Source organism: Billgrantia montanilacus (genome assembly GCF_003336675.1).
GTDB lineage: Bacteria > Pseudomonadota > Gammaproteobacteria > Pseudomonadales > Halomonadaceae > Halomonas > Halomonas montanilacus.
In genome coordinates this window covers 1-16,836 of the sequence record NZ_QPII01000031.1, presented here as the reverse complement: position 1 = coordinate 16,836, position 16,836 = coordinate 1, and the positions used below count along the sequence as shown (strand labels likewise).

Here is a 16,836-nt window from a genome sequence, read left to right as displayed (position 1 = left end):
GCAGACGCTGGTGGCCGCGATGCGCACCAGCACCTCGCCGGCCTTCGGCCCCTCGACGTCGATTTCGACCAGTTCCAGCGGCTTGCCAGCGGCCTTGGCGATGGCGGCGCGTGATTTCATGCAGATGACCTCGTTCGTTTGCGTTTTTTCCATCGATTAGTCTAGGCAATGCGGCGTCTTGAGATAAAGTGCATCAAACACACGACATTATTGTTCATCAACAACAATCCATGCGGGAGGTGGCCCATGCAACGCTGGGACAGGATCGAAGCCTTCATCGAGGTGGTTCGCCTGGGGACCTTTGCCGCTGCCGCCCGGCATCTCAAGGTCTCCAACTCTCATGTCAGTCGTCTCGTCAGCCAGCTGGAGAATCAGCTGGGCACCACCCTTCTCTATCGCACCACTCGCCAGATCCGCCTCACCGATGCCGGCGCCCTCTACTACGAACATTGCCACCACCTATTCGACGGCTTCCGTGAGGCCGAGGCGGCCATCAACGATCTGGAGGCCCGCCCTAGCGGCGTCCTCAAGTTGACCTCGTCGACCACCTTCGGCGAGCGCTTCATTGCACCGCTGGTCAACGATTTCCTGACGCTTCATCCCCAGCTTCACGTGCGCATGCATTTCACGAATCGCCAGGTCGACATCATTGACGAGGGGTATGACATCGCCATCCGTATGGGCACGCTAAAGGATTCGACGCTGATCGCCAGACGGCTCTGCGAACGCCACGAATACCTGGTCGGCTCACCGGAATACTTCACCCGGGTGCCGCAGCCCCACACCCTCTCGGAACTCGCCAGCCACAGCTGCCTGATCGGCTCACGCGACCATTGGCGCTTCGATGTCGATGGTGTGCGCCGCGAAGTGCGTGTCGAAGGCGCCTGGGAGGCCAACTCGGGGCCAGCCCTGCTTGATGCTGCCCTGAAGGGGCTGGGGTTGGCCCAGTTGCCCGATTACTATGTCGACTCCTACCTGGCCAGCGGCGAACTGATCTCGGTGCTGGAGCCCTATCAGCACGACGATACCGCAGTCTGGGCCGTCTACCCGCGTCATCGTCACCGCTCGCCCAAGGTACGCCAGTTCATCGACTATCTCGTCGCGCATATCGAGGAGCAGCTACCGGTACGCCGATCTCACTCACGTTAACGCCGCGTTCGGGGCTGCCAATGTGTGGCTGAAATTCACGCCAGAAGGCCCCCGCCGAGTTGGCAAAAAGGAACAAAGTGCCATAGTTTTAAACTGTCTGTTTTTAATTGTCGGCCCTGGTCTTTCGCGGCGTTCCCGTTCGAGATCTTATTTGAGGTCATAGTTGAGGTCATCGATGAATAACAAGACTGCCTCCCGACGCCCTTCGCTGGCCACCACCACGGCGACGCTTCTCCTGACGCTGCTTGCTGCAGCCTCCGCCCAGGCCAACGACTACCCCACCGAGGCGCGTGTCGATTACGTGCTGGGCTGCATGGCCGCCAACGGCAACAGCTACCTGACCATGCAGAAATGCGCCTGCAGCATCGACGTGATCGCTGAACACCTCACCTACGAGACCTACGAGCAGGTCGACACGGTCATGAGCATGCAGGACCAACGCGGCGAACTGGGCGTGCTGTTCCGTACTGAACGCGGCATGCAGGATCAGCTGCACAGGCTGCGTCAGGCTCAGGCCGATGCCAACCTGCGCTGTTTCTGAGGTATCCGCGTGACCTGCCGGGTCTTCCCATCGCTACGGCTCATTACCACCGGGCTGATACTCGGCACCACCTTGACTGCCGCCTCTCTCCCGGTCGCCGGCGATGCCGAGCACGCCCAGGGGGAGCGCCTGTTCCGCGCCCAGTGCGTCGGCTGCCACAGCCTTGTGCCGGGAGAACATCTGGCCGGTCCAAGCCTGCACGGCCTGATCGGCCGGCCGGCCGGAAGCATCAGCGATTTCGATTACTCGCCGGCCCTGGAGGAAGCCAATCTGGTGTGGAATCGCGAGACTCTCGACGCCTTCCTCTCCGGCCCCGATGATTTCCTGCCCGGCACCCGCATGGTGTTGTGGGGGCTCGACGAGCGCTTACGGCAGCGCATCATCGGCTATCTGGAAAGTATCGCCGAACCCTGAGGATCAGTCGCCTCCCCCGCCCTTGCGGGCCATCATGCCCCGCGAGGGGTTATAGCCCAGTATCGCCAGCGCCAGCAGCACCAGGGTCACCGCCGTGCTGATCAGGATCGCCTCGAGGTTGGCTCGCTCGTAGAGGGCAAAGCGGATCATCTCCACCGCCTGGGTGAAGGGGTTGAGAGCGGCGATCTGGTAGACCAGGTAGCTGCCCTCGCGGATGCGCCACAGCGGATAGAGCGCCGAGGAGAGGAAGAACATCGGGAAGATCACGAAGTTCATGACTCCGGCGAAGTTTTCCAGCTGGCGAATGAAGGAGGAGAGCAGCAGCCCCAGGGCGCCGACCATGAAGCCGGTCAACAGCAGCGCCGGAAGAATCCAAAGATAGCCCATCGGTGGGGCCTGAATGCCGTACCACCAGGCGATGGCCAGGAAGACGTAGACCTGCACCACCGACACCAAGGTGCTGGCCAGCAGCTTGCAGATCAGCAGGTACCAGCGCGGAAAGGGGCTGACCAGCAGCACCCGCATGCTGCCCATCTCCCGGTCATAGACCATGGAGAGCGAACTCTGCATCCCATTGAACAGCTGGATCATGCCCACCAGCCCCGGCACGATGTAGACCTCATAGAGGATGTAGGTCTGGTAGGGCTCTGTCATGGCCACGCCCAGCGCCATGCGAAACCCGGTGGCGAACACGAACAGCCACACCAGTGGCCGCACCAGGGCGGCGATGAAACGGCTGCGCTGATGCAAGAAGCGCAGCAGCTCGCGCCCCACCACACCGAGCAGGCAGTGGAGCCAGGGCATCAGGCGCATGGGGCCTCCTCTCCCCCTGTCAATCCCCCCGTCAAGAGATCGAAGGCATCACCCAGGTTAGCGACACCGAGCCGGTCGGCCAGCGCCTCGGCCCGCTCGTCGGCCAGTAGCCGCCCGCGATGAAGCACCAGTACACGATCGCCGGGGCGCGCCTCGTCGATGAGGTGGGTCGCCCATAGCACCGCCACGCCTTCCTCGGCGCACAGCCGGTGGGCGTGTTCGACCAGCTCACGGCGCGAGGCGATATCCAGCCCCACGGTGGGCTCGTCGAGCAGCAGCAGGCGCGGCGAGTGCATCAGTCCCCGGGCGATCTCCACCCGCCGTCGCTGGCCGCCGGAGAGCCGACGCACCCGGGTGCGATGCTGATCGGACAGCCCTACCCGCTCGAGCTGCAGCTCGGCTTGCCGACGGGCCTCACGCGGTCCCATGCCGTGCAATGCGCCATGGTAGGCGAGGTTCTGGGCCACGCTGAGGTCCAGGTCCAGGGTCGGCTGCTGGAAGACCACGCCAATGCGGGCATGGGCCTGCACCGCCTGCCGGCGCACGTCGTAGCCACCGATGCGGATCTCGCCCCGACGGCGGTCATGCAGCCGGGTGATCAGCGAGAACAGCGTGGTCTTGCCGGCACCGTTGGGGCCCAGCAGCACGGCGAACTCCCCTGCCTCGATAGCCAGGGAGACCGACTCCAGCACACGCTTCCCAGCGTAGGAAAACTCCAGGTCGCGGACCGCCAGGGCAGGCGCCATCTGCTCCGGGGGTGCGCTTTCGGCTTGTACGGAAGCATCGCTCACGGCTCGACGATCACCCCCCAGGGGAAGCGCCCCACCGGAATCGACTTGACCGCCCGCAGGCCGTCGACCTCGATCACGGTGACGTCACCGCTGACCCCGTTGGTGGTGTAGAGCCGGCTCTCGTCGCCGTTGAGCGCCAGGTGCCAGACCCGCTGGCCAACCAGGATGTAGTCGAGCACCTCGTAGGTCTGCTGGTCGATCACCGCCACCCGGTTGGAGGGCCCCAGGGCCACGAAGGCGTAGCGCCCATCGGAGGTCAGCACCACGCCCACCGCCTGGACGGTCTCCCGCGGCACGCCAGGCACGTCGAAGCGGATGGTGTGCTTGACGTCGAAGGTCTCCTCCATATCGAGGATCGACACCATGCCGGCAATCTCCGACGAGACCCAGGCCTCGCGGCCGTCGTGGGTGAACTCGGCGTGTCGCGGCCGAGCCCCCACCAAGCGGTGGTGGACCGCCTCCATGGCCTCGACATCGATGATGTGGGCCATGTTGGAGGTCTCGGTGGTCGCGATCAGCCACCGGCCGTCGGGGCTGATCCCGAGCCCCTCGGGCTCGACCCCCACCGGGATCTCCGTGACCAGGGTACGCGCCTCATAGTCGAGCACCGAGACGATATTGTCGTCCTCGTTGGAGACGTAGATATAGGGCCGGTTGGGATCGACACGTATCACTTCCGGGTCCTCGCCCGAGGACTGGCTGCGCACCACTTGCAGGGTCTCGAGGTCGATCATGTCGATGGACTCGTCATCGCCTACCGCCACGAACAGCTCGCTGCCGTCGCTGCTGAAGACCATGGCACGGGGGCGGCGCCCGACGCTGATGGTCTCCACCACTTCCAGGGTCTCGCCGTCGATCACCGAGACGGTGTTGTCCTTCTCGTTGGAGACGAAGATGCGCTCGGCCTGGACTGTCATAGGCAGTACCATCAGGCTGCCCAGGGTCAGCCCCAGCAGGGCATGTCTGGTGACGGGGCCCCAGCCCCGAGAAGTCAGAAGCGGCATTGTGATTCCCCCTCATCAGCGCCGAGTGCATCGAGCGGCGTGCGTGGATGCAGGTAGCCCTCCTGGGGCGAGACCGACGCCACCATGCGCGGGCCGGTGATCAGGATCGGCTGGCGCAGCTGGTGGTTCCAGGTGCGGTAGCTGACCGGAAGCCCCAGGTAGCCGGCGAGTTCGAACTCCTCGCCGAGCATGTAGTCGATAATCGTCTCCCGGTCGGCCGAGCCGGTACGCGCCGCGGCTTCGCCGAGGGAGCGCACCGCCAGCCAGGCGCCGAAGTCACGGGGCGTCATCCAGCGGTCGGCGAGCTTCTCGAAGCGCCGCTGCAGCTGCACTGCACCCCAGGACTCATGGGCCCGGTGCCAGGGCGTGGCGATCAGCCCCTGGGTACCCACCACCGGGCGCGGCGCCCAGGTCTGATAGGGGAAGTACTCGCCGAAATAGTCAGTCTCGTCGGCGATCACCAGCACGTCATGCTCGGGAAGCTCTTGCACGAACACCGGGATCTCGCGCTGAATGGCATGGAAGCCGCCCTCGGCGCGGCGCGCCATGGGGTCATGGGGCCACATCGCCTCGCCCACCACGCGATGGCCGTAACGCTCGGCCGCGGCGCGCAGCACATCGGCCAGTATCCGATCCTCGTCGGTGTTGCCGTAGACCAGCGCCCAGCGGTCCCACTGCTTGTAGCCGAGGAACTGGGCCAACGCATCGGCCAGCATCCGCCGGCTCGGTGTGGTGTGATAGAGGTTGGGGTGGCAGGACTCGCCCCGCAGCTCGTCGTCCGCCGCCCCGGCGTTGAACACCACCCGATCGCCCAGGGCGGGGTGGTCCATCAATTCCATCAGTGACTCGGCGGGCAAACCGCTGATGATCCAGTCGACATCCTGGTCGATCAGGCTCTGCAGCGCCCCGCCGACGTCACCCCCATCGGCAACCTCCGCCTCGTGGAGCACGAACTCCTGGTCGAGAAACTGGGCCGTGGCGTTATTGTCGTTGATGCCGAGCCTAGCCCCCTGTAGCCCCTCGTCGTCGAGTACCGGGTCGAGCACCGAGAGGGGCTCCCGGTCGTCGGGTCGCTCCATGCCCAGGTAGCCGAGGGTAAGGGTGGCCGGCGTATCGGCCGACACGACCGACGACCACGCCAGGCCAATGGCGAGCCCTCCGGCGGTGAACCAGCGAAGGGAGTGAGACAGGGTCTTCATGCATTCTCCTCAGGCAGTCGTGCTGCCGCTGTTGTTATGAGGACTATGAGGGCTATGAGGGCGTGTCACCGCTGTTGTTATCGTGCTCACGGCAGGCGTTCCATGATCACCCGCGTCATTCGACTGAGCTTTTCCTCCAGCAGGTAGGGTTGTTCACACATGGCCGGCAGCGCCTGCTGGCGCATCTGAAAGGTACGCTGCTCCCAGAACAGGTCTTCCGACAGGCGCTCGATCTCGGCCTCGTCGGCCCCCTCCTCGCTGCGCCGCGCCTCCAGCTCGTCCACCATGTCCGAGATGATCTCGAGACGGGCCACCTGGGCACGGGAAGCGCGCCGTATGCTGTCGATGGCACGTCGACGCTCGCGGTTGGTGAGTTCGAAAAGACCGGAGAACAACAGGGTGAGACGCTCTTCCGCCTCATCGTCGTCCACCGAGGCAACGAAGTCGCGAACCCGCTCCAGGCCTTCGCCTTCGGGGGTGGCCCGTGCAGTGGCAAAGCGCACCACGCTGCCGACTTCCTCGTCCTCCCACCACTGCCGTTCCAGCTCATCCAGCGGTGGGCCGGCCCAGACGGTTCCCCAGGCCATCTCGGGGATAAGCCGCTGGACGCAGGGCCAGTCGGGTGGCCCTGCCGCTGCCCGCTGTGCCTGGACATGGGCCACACTGCCCAATGCCATGAACGCGCCGAAGCCCAGCGCCAGGAGAGTAGCGCGAAACGGTATCGCAGCCAGGCGCCTCATGACTTGCCACCCTCGTCCGGCACGATCAACTGGCCACGGCGGTCGAGCAGCGGTACACCGTATTCGCTCAGAATGGCGTGGATCTCCTCCTGATGACGGTCGATGAAATCGTTGATCCAGTCCTTCCAGTGGGGCTCACCGCGGCGGATGCCCATGGTGATGCGGTAATCCAACCGTGCGCCCGAGGTATCGTCGACCAGTGGCAGGACACGCAATGGCGGCTCCTGCCGGGAGGCGTAATAACCTGCCAACGGACCCCACAGCACGGCCCCGTCGGTAGTCCCGGCCGCTACATCCTCGACGGCATCACGCACGGGGGCCCGTACCCGGGTATCCACCATCAGCGGATACCCCACCACCACGGCCCCGGTACGACGCAGCGCCACCATCGGCGGCGTTTCGGCCACCACCCCGAGACGCAGGCCCTGCAGCGACGGATCTTCCAGGCTGGTCGCCTCGACCCCGGAGTCCGCAGGCACCACCAGCGCATAGACGGAACGGTAGTATTCGTTGGTGTTCTGCACGAACTCGTAGCCGGCAACGGCACCGATCATCACGTCACAGACGCGCAATTCGAGAGTATTGCGCACGAAACCCATGACCTGGGGCGCCCAGACATAGGCCAGGGGCACGTCCATGTCCTCGGCCATCAACTCGGCGATACGGTTTTCGAAACCGTCTCCGGCTTCATTGCTGAACGGCATGTTATTGCCGTCCATGCATACCCTCAGTGCCTCGCGTTCCTGGCGTTCCGGTGGATTCGCAATAGCGGTTCCGATAGCCAGGACCAGCACACCCCATAGCAACAATAGGCAAATGGCGCGTCTCATTTACCCTCCCACTCGAGCATGTTGGGGCACTGGATCACTCCTCGACCTCGTCTTGCGTGCTTGCTTCTGTGGTACTTGCTTCTGTGGTGCTTGCTTCGCCGGACTCAGGCTTGGCCTTTTCCTGATTCTTGCCCGCCCTATCCGGATCCTTCGATTCCACGCCCTCTTGCTGGTCCAGTTTTTCCTGATCTGCGTTCTGCTGTCCTGCCTCCTCCGGTATCGCTTCCTCTGGTTCTGCTTCCTCCTGCACCGATTCGATGATCCGAGGGCGGCCACGCCCCAGGCCTCCTTCCCCACGAGCGCGCAGGTAGCTGTATATCTTGCCAATATTGCCCATGACATAGAGGTCGTCAGCAAAAGAGGGCATTACCTGACCCGGCTGGACCTCACGTCCAGCGGCGATGGTGCCGGCGAAGTCCGCCCAGCCGCGGCGCTCGGCGGCACGCACCAGATTGGGAGCGAAGGAGGAGCCCAGGCCATCGGGACCGTGACAGGCCATACAGACCCGGGTGTAGGTGATGTAGCCTTCGTAGGTATCGGGATCGACCTTGCCGTCCTCGACGACGAAGGCCCCAGGCGCGTCACCGGTCACGCGGTGTTCATCGGCCATGGCCTGGAACGCCATCCCGGCCATGGGCAGCAGCATGATGACAACACCAAACTGTCCAATTCGTGACAAAGCATTCTTCGATACCGGCATGCAGCGCTTCCTTCTGGATGTTGCAGGAACTCCCGCCTTGCACGGGTGGCTCATGAGAGGACTGGTAGAGGGCACGGGTAAAGTACCCGTGCCCCTCTATTTATTGCTCAGGTAACCGGCTCAGTCCGGAAGGGCGAAGACCGTCAGGACGCCGCCGAGTTTGGTGTAGTCGCCAAGAGCGGAGAAGACACCCACTGCGCCCAGGCCCTCTTCGGGATCCTCGAGGCCTGCCGCCAGACCGATACCGGCCCAGCCACCAACCCCGGAGAGCACGGCCACGTACTGCTTGCCCTCATGCATGAAGGTGTTGACGTTGCCGATGATTCCCGAGGGTGTCTTGAAGCGCCACAGCTCCTCGCCGTTCTCGATATCGACCGCCTTCACGTGCCCCTCGAGGGTGCCATAGAAGGCAAGATCGCCGGCAGTCGCCAGTGCACCGCTCCATACCGCGAAGCGCTCGTCGACCTCCCAGACGGTTTCGCCTGCTACCGGATCCCAGGCGATGAAGCTGCCCATGCGACCTTCCATGCCCCCGTTCTCGGAGGGAGCGGGCATCATGGTCAGGGTGGCACCCACATAGGGTTGGCCTGCCACGTACTCGGTCTCGAAGGGCTCGTAGTTCATGCAGATCCGATTGATGCCGGCGTAGATCAGACCGGTCCTCGGCGAGTAGGCACTCGGCTGCATGTTCTTGGCGCCCATGGCGGTGGGACAGATATCGGTGGTATTGACATCGACGCCCTGGCGATAGGTACTGTACTGCTCGTTGACGTTGGGCCGCCCGGTCTCCATGTCGTAGTCATCGGCCCAATTGGTCTCGGGAGCAAACTTCTCCGCCACCAGCAGTTCGCCGGTTTCGCGGTCGAGCAGGAAGCCGAAGCCAGTACGGTCGATGATTGCCAGTCCTTTGCGCTGCTCACCATCAAACTCGACGTCGATCAGCTGATTCTCGTTGACCCCGTCGTAATCCCACTCGTCGAAGGGCACCTTCTGGTAGACCCACTTGACCTCACCGTTGTTGGGGTCACGTGCGAAGACGGTAATCGCCCACTTGTTGTCGGCCGGTTCACCATCCTTTGCGCGCTGTTCCGGGTTCCAGGTGCCGGGGTTGCCGGTGCCGTAGTAGATCAGGTCAAGGTCGGGGTCGTAGGTGATCCATCCCCAGGGGGCCCCGCCACCGCGCTCCCACTCGCCCTCGGGCCAGGTGGAAACGCCGAGGTCGCTCTCGCCGATCGGTTCGCCCATCATCGTCGTGGTTTCCGGATCGATCAGCACCTCATCGTCCGGCCCGGTGGAGTAGCCCCGCCACACCTGTTCGCCGGACTCCACGTCGTAGGCGGTCATATGCCCGCGAATGCCGTACTCCCCGCCGCTGATACCGACAATGACCTTGTCGTGCACGACCAGGGGCGACATGGTGTTTGACTCACCAATGGTATGATCGCCGTTACTGACGTCCCACAGCAGCTCGCCACTCTCGGCGTCCAGGGCGATCAAGGTGTTGTCGGCCTGGCCCAGGAAGAGGCGTCCATCGGCATAGGCCAGCCCGCGGTTGACGGTATCGCAGCACATGACCGGGATAACGCGTGAATCCTGGTCCGGCTCGTAGCTCCAGACCACGCGCCCTTCGTCTTCCAGATCAAGTGCGAACACCTTGTTGGGGAAGGGGGTGTGTATGTATAGCCTGCCGTCGCCGACGTAGAGGGGGCCGCCCTCATGACCGCGAAGCACGCCGGTGGAGAACTGCCAGACCGAGCGCAGCTCATTGACGTTATCGCGGTTGATTTGATCCAATTCGCTGAAGCGATTGCCTTGATAGTTACCCAGCTGAGTGGCCCAATATTCCGGGTTCTGCTGGAGTTCGAGTTGATTCTCGTTGGCGTGAGCCAACGAAGCGGCCAACAACCCGGTGGCCGTCACTGCATATCCGATCTCCCGAAGCATGGCGTTATCTCCGTGGTACTCAATAGTGTGCCTGGGGAAACGGCACATCTCGTTGTGGTTGTTGTGGCTGTCGTCTCGTTTCAGTCATTGACACTAAAAAGGTCTAGCACAACTTCCGGTAACACCATCCCGTTCAGCGGTGATTTACACGACGCCTACCGTCAAAAGACTATTGCCTCCCGGCAATGATCCGCCTTCATCCCTGCTGTAGCCTGGTTTCTTCAACCGAAACGGGAGGTCGCTGACGGCAGTATCGGGGTTTTTCGAACAAGCTAGACTTTGGTCGAAAGGTAGAACCCCCAACAGCTGCTTAACTAGTAGAGTACGTCTGACAACCACCAATCCGTGGAGGATCGTTTATGTGGACCAAGCCTGCCTATACCGACCTGCGTCTGGGCTTCGAGGTCACGCTGTACATCTCCAACCGTTGAACTCCCTATTGTTGAACTCCCCATTGATGCAGGACCTGTCTGGCTGATGCTCCCCGGTGGGGCATCAGCCTTTTGTTGTTGCGCGCTGACTGTTGCGCGATGCAGGAGATCCAGATGCATGTACTGATACTAGGCGCCGCCGCGGGCGGGGGGTTCCCCCAGTGGAACTGCAACTGCCGGCTGTGTCATGGCGTTCGCAATGGCAGTATCGAGGCCACGCCGCGCACCCAGTCGTCGATCGCGCTCAGCAGCGACGGCGAACGCTGGTTGCTTTGCAACGCCTCACCGGATATCCGTGCCCAGCTCTGCAGCAACCCCGAGCTCCATCCAAGGAAGGTCCCTCGCGACAGCGGTATCACCGGGGTTCTGCTGGTGGATGGACAGATCGATCATGCGACCGGGCTGCTGTCGCTACGTGAAGGCTGCCCCTTCGATGTCTGGTGCACCCCCAACGTGCATCAGGACCTGAGCGACGGCTTCCCCCTGTTCCGTATGCTGGAGCACTGGAATGGCGGGCTGCACTGGCGGCCCATCGGCATCGACGACGACCACCGGGAAGCGACTTTCGATCTTCCCGACTGCCCGGGGCTGAGCTTCACCGCCGTGGCTCTGACCAGCAATGCCCCGCCCTACTCGCCACGCCGAGGCGCGCCGACGCCGGGCGACAATATCGGCCTGCTGATCGAGGACCGGCAACGCGGCACGCAGCTTTTCTACGCCCCGGGGCTCGGTGAACTGGATGACCGGGTCCGAGGTTTTCTCGGTCGTGCCGACTGCGTGCTGGTCGACGGCACCCTGTGGCACGACGACGAGCTGATTCGTGCCGGCGTCGGTCAGGCGACTGGCCGTGACATGGGTCATCTGGCGCTGGCCGGAGAGCATGGCCTGTTGACCGAGCTGGCCACCCTGCCGCAAACCACGCGGCGGGTGCTGATTCATATCAACAATACCAACCCGATCCTCGACGAGGGTTCCGCTGAGCGTGCAGCCCTGACCCGAGCGGGCATTGAGGTGGCCTTCGACGGCATGCGTCTGGAGGTATGAACCCTCAGGAGAAGCCATCGTCTCAACCATGAGAGGTCAATGCCGCTTTAGACGGGAATGGAATCGCCATACAGCACGATGGAATCGGCCATGACTACGCACTACGATAGCTGGAAGAAGAGGGAGCCTCGCCATGTCAGTTTTCACGTCACCGCTGGCCAGCGTCACGGGAGAGGCCATGAGCCCCACGAGCTTCCGCGAGGCCCTGCTGGCCAAGGGCGCCTACTACCATATTCACCACCCCTACCAGATGGACATGGCCGAAGGCCGGGCCACGCCCGAGCAGTTGAGGGGCTGGGTGGCCAACCGCTTCTATTATCAGGTCAACATCCCTCAAAAGGATGCCGCCCTGCTGGCCAATTGCCCCGATGCCGCCATTCGGCGGCGCTGGGTACAGCGTCTGCTCGACCATGACGGCCACGATGACGATGGCGGCGGCATCGAGGCCTGGCTGACGCTGGGCGAGGCGGTGGGTCTTTCCCGTGACGAACTCTGGTCCCAGGAGCACGTGCTGCCAGGCGTACGCTTCGCCGTGGATGCCTACGTCAACTTCGTGCGCCGTGCCGACTGGCGCGAAGCGGCGATCTCCTCGCTGACGGAGCTGTTCGCCCCGGAAGCCCATCGCAGCCGCCTGGCCACCTGGCCCACCCACTACCCCTGGATCGACGAAGCCGGCTATGGCTATTTTCGCAAACGCCTGACAGAGGCACGCCGCGACGTGGAGCATGGCCTGGAGGTGGCGCTGGCGGTCTGCACCACCCGGCAGTCACAGGAGCGCGCCCTGGAGATACTGCAATTCAAGCTCGACGTGCTGTGGTCGATGCTTGATGCCATGAGCATGGCCTACCAGCTAGGACGACCGCCCTACCATAGCGTGACCGACAAACGCGTCTATCATCGGGGGCTGACATGACCACCACCACTGACACCGGCATGAAAGGAAGCGCCGTCTATCGCCTGCGACCCGGCTGGCGCCTGCAGTGGGAGGAAGCCCAGGGTCGCCATGTGCTGCTCTACCCCGAAGGCATGGTGCAGCTCAACGACAGCGCTGGCAGCATACTCGCCACGTTGGACGGCCAGCGCGACGTGGATACCGTGGTGGCGAACCTACAGGCGCAATTCCCCGATGCCCCCGCCACGGAGGTCGAGCAGGACGTGCATGAATTCCTGCTCGATGCCGCCCGACAAGGCTGGATCCACCATGACTGACCATACCGACACCGCTGCCGCGAACCAGCCGCTGAAAGGGCACACCGGAGCCCCGCTGTGGCTACTCGCCGAGCTGACCTATCGTTGCCCGCTGCAGTGCGCCTACTGCTCCAACCCACTGGACTTCGCCAGCGCCAAGGAGGAGCTCACCACCGACGAATGGGTGGACGTGCTGACGCAGGCCAGGGCCATGGGGTCGGTGCAGATGGGTTTCTCGGGCGGTGAGCCGCTGGTACGACAGGATCTCGAGATACTGGTGGCCGAGGCTCGCCGGCTCGGCTTCTATACCAACCTGATCACGTCGGCACTGGGGCTCGACGAAGCGCGCATCCTGGCCCTGCGCGAAGCCGGTCTCGATCATATCCAGATCAGCCTGCAGGCCTCCGACCCCGATGTCGCCGCAGCGGTGGCGGGATCACGCAAGGCTCACGAGAAGAAGCTGGCCATGGCCCGGGCGGTCAAGGCTGCCGGCTACCCGATGGTGCTCAACGTGGTACTGCACCGCCACAACATCGACCAGCTCGAGGCCATCATCGCGCTGTGCGACGAACTGGGCGCCGATGCCGTGGAGCTCGCCAACTGCCAGCTCTACGGCTGGGCACACCTCAATCGGGCAGGGTTGTTGCCGAGCCGGGCTCAGCTCGAGGCCGCCGAGGCCACCACCCAACGCTGGCGGGAGAAGCTGGCGAGTCAGGGCCGTGACATGCGCCTGCTGTTCGTGGTGCCCGACTACTACGCCGAACGCCCCAAGGCCTGCATGGGGGGCTGGGGCTCAATCTTCATGACCGTGGCGCCGGACGGCTCGGTGCTACCCTGCCACAGCGCCCGAATGCTGCCGATGACTTTCCCCAGCGTACGCGAGCAGCCGCTGCGCGAAATCTGGTATGACAGTGAACCCTTCAACCGCTATCGTGGCGATGGCTGGATGCAGGAGCCCTGCCGCAGCTGCGACGAGCGTCACCGGGACGTGGGCGGTTGCCGCTGCCAGGCTTACCTGCTCACCGGGGATCCGGCAGCCACCGATCCGGTCTGCGAACTTTCACCGAATCATCACCTGATCGAGGCGGCACGCCGTGAAGCTGCCGACGACGGCCGCACACTGGAGGAGCTGACACTGCGTAACGTCCATGAGTCGCGGGTCTTCTGCCGGACATGATCGTATCGCCGCCCAGCGCGACCTTCGAAGCGGCGCGACGCGAGGGACTGCCCTCGGGCAGCCGGCTACAGAGCACGCAACTATCCAATGGCCTGCAAGTGCTGGCAGCGGAAGTGCCCGAGGCCCGGCGGCTACGGCTGGTCGGCGCGGTGGGCGTCGGATACCTGGACGAGCCGATGGCATATCGTGGCCTGGCTCACCTTCTCGAGCATGCACTCTTTCTCGGCTCCGACGCTTTCCCCGGAGAGAGCGAGCTGAGCCAGTGGGTCGGCCACCTCGGCGGGCGCTATAACGCCTCAACCGACGAGACCACCACCGACGTGCATCTGCACCTGCCCCCGGGGGCGGCCGAAGAAGGACTGGCCAGGCTGGTCGACCTATTGTGTCGCCCTCTGCTGGTTCCTGAACGCATCGAGCACGAAGTCGGCGTGCTCGATGCCGAATACCGCGCCCGACTGGCCGACCCAGCGCTACATCGCCTGGCCGCCCTTGGCCGACTGTATCGACCCGGGCACCCGGCCCGGGCCTGCCACGCCGGCAACCAGGTCACGCTGGGTCAGGACGCCGGGCGGCTGGTGGATCAATTGCACGACTTTCACCGCCGCCACTACCGTCCCGAACGCATGGCCCTGGTAATGCTCGGCCCCCTGCCGCTTGAGAACCAGCTCGAATTACTGAAGCGTCAAGGCCATGAGATCCACGCAGCCGCAGCCTCACCGAGCTCCTACGAGTGCTGGGGCCGTACCAGCCGCTGGGGAGAGCCGAGTGGCGTAGCCTGGTGTCTGCCGCAGCGCCTGGCCAGCAGCTCCCCCACTTCGACGCTCGAGCTGCTCTGGCCGCTACCCGAGGGCCTGGCCAGGGCTCACCCCGAGTGGCTCGCCGCCCTGGCGGCACGACTCGCGGATGGCAGCTTGGCCTCCACCCTGCAAACGTCGTTTGGCCTCGAAGCGCTCGATGTCTCGCTATCGTCGAAAGGGGTCGGCCAGGCGCTCGGCATTCGGCTCGGCCTCGCTGAGCTGAAGCCCCATCATGGCGATGACACGGCCTCTCTCTCGACCCTTCTTGCAACCCTGCTTGCCACCTGTCATGCCGCCCTGGACCGGGCTCTGCAACAGCGACTGCCCCGCCCACCGCGAGTCACCAGCGATCTCGACGACTGGCCCAGACGCCAGGCGCTGCGGTTAGTCACGCATGCGCAGCATCCCGAGGCGGTCTATACCATGCCCCCTCGCGCCGCCTTCGCTACCTGGCTAACGCGCGGTCAGTGCCGATGGCTCTGGCACTGCCCATCGCCGCGAGAAAGCATCGGGGATATTGCCTGGAAAACCCTCGAGGAAACCGGCACGCGCTACTGCAGGCTGTCCTTGTCACCCCCCCTTCAGGTGTCAGCCTTGCCGCCGCGAGCTGCCCCGCGGATCGCGTCCGAGCCCTCACCCTCGACGGCCTGGCACTCCATGCCAGGGTGCCTGCAGCACGACAGACACCTGGCGCTCTGGTGGGGGTGGCCGACGTGGCCGACAGACGAGCCCGAAGCGAGTTGGTGCCTGGGTTGGCCCGCGGATCCCACAGGGCACGTGCTCCGACTCGCCCATTGGCAACGCCGCTGCCTGGCGCTGCGCCAGGCCGCTGCAGCACACGACCTGACCTTGATGACCGGAAGCGACCATCGGGGCGACTGGCTGCTGGCCTGGGGCGACCCCAGCCGGCTTCCCTCTGTCGTGGAGCAGGCACTGGGGCAATGGTCGACGACTCGACGAGACGACTCGCCAGCAATGAGTCACCCCGCGACGGGCCTGATCGCCCAGCGGCTGCTGTGCGAACTGGAGACGAGCCCTATCCCCGGCGCCACTGGCAGCACCACGCCTCACTCCGGTATCGCCAAGCCAACTCCCACCCTGCTGTGCTGGGCCAGGGGAAGCCTCGATGCCGAGGCAGCAAGACAACAGGCCCACCGCTTCGCCGGCCTTCTGCCGAATGAACCGCCATGGCACACCGAGCCACCCGTCTCCAGCGAGAGGGAGACCATCTGGCTCACGCCCCAAGGCACAGACCAGGCGGTGATGCTGGACATTGCCGGTCGTGACGACACCCCTCGCAGCCGTTTTCTGCTGCAGCTGGTGGCACAATGCCATGACGCCGCCTTCCAGCATGCAATGCGGCAACGTCACGGCTTCGGCTATGTAGCGGCGGTGCGCTATCGGGAAGCCGCCGGCTGGCCCCGACTCGGCTACGTAGTGCAGTCGCCCCACGCCTCGGTGGAAACCGTTCGCCTTGCCATCGATGACTTCCTGCAGGATCAGGGAGTGTCACTCGCGCCGTTGGAGAGCACCGATTTCAGCCAGCGGCTGGGCCGTCTGGCCGCCAGTCAGGCAAGACCCGAGACACGCCTTGAAGGCATCCTGCGCATCTGGCAGGCACTTCGCCACCGTCAGCTGAGGGCGATAGCACCCGAGGCGGACGACGCTTCCTGGCAAGTGCCTCCCTGGGAGGAGGAGCAGGAAGTGCTGGCTGCACTCGTAGCCAGCGACCTCACCGCCCTCGCCGACGCTCTGGTCGTGGCGAGTCTTCCTCGCCGGTGGTGGCTGCATGCGCCCCAGTGAGCCCTTTTGGTTCCCGCCACGTTCGGTTCCTGCCACGTAATGTTGCCAGCGTGCAACGCACTTATGCCTCTGCAACACAATCATGTCACCGGTGCTCACCTAGACTGAGCAACGACAACCCAACAAGAACAACAGGGCGGGAGGATGCCTCATGAAATCACGCGCCGCCATCGCCAAGGCCGCTGGCAAGCCGCTGGAACTGGTCGAAATCGACGTCGAGGGGCCGAAGGCCGGCGAGGTGCTGGTGCGCATCGCGGCCACCAGCGTCTGC

17 protein-coding genes and 2 pseudogenes are annotated in these 16,836 nt (G+C 64.2%); 10 read left to right on the top strand and 9 right to left on the bottom strand.

Annotated elements, in window-relative coordinates; all coding sequences use genetic code 11:
- Positions 1-120: pseudogene (locus tag DU505_RS21755) on the bottom strand (S-(hydroxymethyl)glutathione dehydrogenase); the annotation flags it as partial.
- A gap of 126 nt (positions 121-246) precedes the next feature.
- Between DU505_RS21755 and DU505_RS21750 the strand changes: the two are divergent.
- The 3 genes from DU505_RS21750 (at position 247) to DU505_RS21740 (ending at position 2,104) form a co-directional block, all read left to right on the top strand.
- Positions 247-1,149 carry a LysR family transcriptional regulator gene (locus DU505_RS21750; RefSeq protein ID WP_114481062.1) on the top strand — a complete coding sequence of 301 codons (903 nt, stop codon included), beginning with the start codon at positions 247-249 and terminating at the stop codon, positions 1,147-1,149.
- Positions 1,150-1,324: 175 nt separating this feature from the next.
- Positions 1,325-1,690: a hypothetical protein gene (locus DU505_RS21745; RefSeq protein WP_220250995.1), complete on the top strand. Its 366-nt coding sequence runs from the start codon at positions 1,325-1,327 to the stop codon at positions 1,688-1,690.
- A 9-nt stretch (positions 1,691-1,699) separates the two neighbouring features.
- Positions 1,700-2,104 carry a c-type cytochrome gene (locus DU505_RS21740; protein WP_181872905.1) on the top strand — a complete coding sequence of 135 codons (405 nt, stop codon included), beginning with the start codon at positions 1,700-1,702 and terminating at the stop codon, positions 2,102-2,104.
- 3 nt (positions 2,105-2,107) lie between these two features.
- Here the strand turns inward: DU505_RS21740 and DU505_RS21735 are convergent, their stop codons facing one another.
- The 8 genes from DU505_RS21735 to DU505_RS21700 all read right to left on the bottom strand — a co-directional run bounded on the left by DU505_RS21735 (position 2,108) and on the right by DU505_RS21700 (position 10,125).
- Positions 2,108-2,917, bottom strand: coding sequence for an ABC transporter permease (locus tag DU505_RS21735; RefSeq protein WP_114481060.1), 810 nt, complete (start codon positions 2,915-2,917; stop codon positions 2,108-2,110).
- Entirely contained in the window at positions 2,908-3,708 is an 801-nt protein-coding gene (locus DU505_RS21730) for an ABC transporter ATP-binding protein (protein WP_245948135.1), read from the bottom strand. The genes DU505_RS21735 and DU505_RS21730 overlap by 10 nt, the downstream gene beginning before the upstream one ends.
- A complete protein-coding gene (locus DU505_RS21725; protein ID WP_114481058.1) occupies positions 3,705-4,712 on the bottom strand; it encodes a PQQ-dependent catabolism-associated beta-propeller protein in 1,008 nt (335 codons plus the stop codon). Before DU505_RS21725 ends, DU505_RS21730 begins: the two co-directional genes overlap by 4 nt.
- On the bottom strand, positions 4,700-5,911 hold the full coding sequence (locus tag DU505_RS21720) for an ABC transporter substrate-binding protein (RefSeq protein ID WP_114481057.1): 1,212 nt from the start codon (positions 5,909-5,911) through the stop codon (positions 4,700-4,702). Before DU505_RS21720 ends, DU505_RS21725 begins: the two co-directional genes overlap by 13 nt.
- 86 nt (positions 5,912-5,997) lie before the next feature.
- Positions 5,998-6,651 (bottom strand): carboxymuconolactone decarboxylase family protein, encoded by a 654-nt coding sequence (locus DU505_RS21715; RefSeq protein ID WP_114481056.1) that lies wholly within the window; start codon positions 6,649-6,651, stop codon positions 5,998-6,000.
- On the bottom strand, positions 6,648-7,481 hold the full coding sequence (locus DU505_RS21710; protein WP_114481055.1) for a quinoprotein dehydrogenase-associated putative ABC transporter substrate-binding protein: 834 nt from the start codon (positions 7,479-7,481) through the stop codon (positions 6,648-6,650). The genes DU505_RS21715 and DU505_RS21710 overlap by 4 nt, the downstream gene beginning before the upstream one ends.
- A gap of 34 nt (positions 7,482-7,515) precedes the next feature.
- The gene (locus tag DU505_RS21705; RefSeq protein WP_181872904.1) at positions 7,516-8,127 is read right to left on the bottom strand and encodes a c-type cytochrome; all 612 of its coding nucleotides are present in this window, start codon (positions 8,125-8,127) and stop codon (positions 7,516-7,518) included.
- Positions 8,128-8,301: 174 nt separating this feature from the next.
- On the bottom strand, positions 8,302-10,125 hold the full coding sequence (locus tag DU505_RS21700; protein WP_114481053.1) for a methanol/ethanol family PQQ-dependent dehydrogenase: 1,824 nt from the start codon (positions 10,123-10,125) through the stop codon (positions 8,302-8,304).
- A gap of 359 nt (positions 10,126-10,484) precedes the next feature.
- On the opposite strand from DU505_RS21700, the gene pqqA reads away from it, so the two are divergent.
- The 7 genes and pseudogenes from pqqA to DU505_RS21665 all read left to right on the top strand — a co-directional run.
- Positions 10,485-10,556 carry a pyrroloquinoline quinone precursor peptide PqqA gene (pqqA, locus tag DU505_RS21695; protein WP_081786101.1) on the top strand — a complete coding sequence of 24 codons (72 nt, stop codon included), beginning with the start codon at positions 10,485-10,487 and terminating at the stop codon, positions 10,554-10,556.
- Between the two features lie 114 nt (positions 10,557-10,670).
- Positions 10,671-11,600: a pyrroloquinoline quinone biosynthesis protein PqqB gene (gene pqqB, locus DU505_RS21690; protein ID WP_114481052.1), complete on the top strand. Its 930-nt coding sequence runs from the start codon at positions 10,671-10,673 to the stop codon at positions 11,598-11,600.
- A 133-nt stretch (positions 11,601-11,733) separates the two neighbouring features.
- Complete coding sequence (gene pqqC / locus DU505_RS21685; RefSeq protein WP_114481051.1) at positions 11,734-12,513, top strand: pyrroloquinoline-quinone synthase PqqC; 780 nt, start codon at positions 11,734-11,736, stop codon at positions 12,511-12,513.
- Positions 12,510-12,809 (top strand): pyrroloquinoline quinone biosynthesis peptide chaperone PqqD, encoded by a 300-nt coding sequence (pqqD, locus tag DU505_RS21680; RefSeq protein ID WP_245948133.1) that lies wholly within the window; start codon positions 12,510-12,512, stop codon positions 12,807-12,809. The genes pqqC and pqqD overlap by 4 nt, the downstream gene beginning before the upstream one ends.
- A complete protein-coding gene (pqqE, locus tag DU505_RS21675) occupies positions 12,802-13,965 on the top strand; it encodes a pyrroloquinoline quinone biosynthesis protein PqqE (RefSeq protein ID WP_114481050.1) in 1,164 nt (387 codons plus the stop codon). The genes pqqD and pqqE overlap by 8 nt, the downstream gene beginning before the upstream one ends.
- A complete protein-coding gene (locus tag DU505_RS21670) occupies positions 13,962-16,565 on the top strand; it encodes an insulinase family protein (protein ID WP_114481049.1) in 2,604 nt (867 codons plus the stop codon). Before pqqE ends, DU505_RS21670 begins: the two co-directional genes overlap by 4 nt.
- Before the next feature lie 151 nt (positions 16,566-16,716).
- A pseudogene (locus DU505_RS21665) lies at positions 16,717-16,836 on the top strand (S-(hydroxymethyl)glutathione dehydrogenase); the annotation flags it as partial.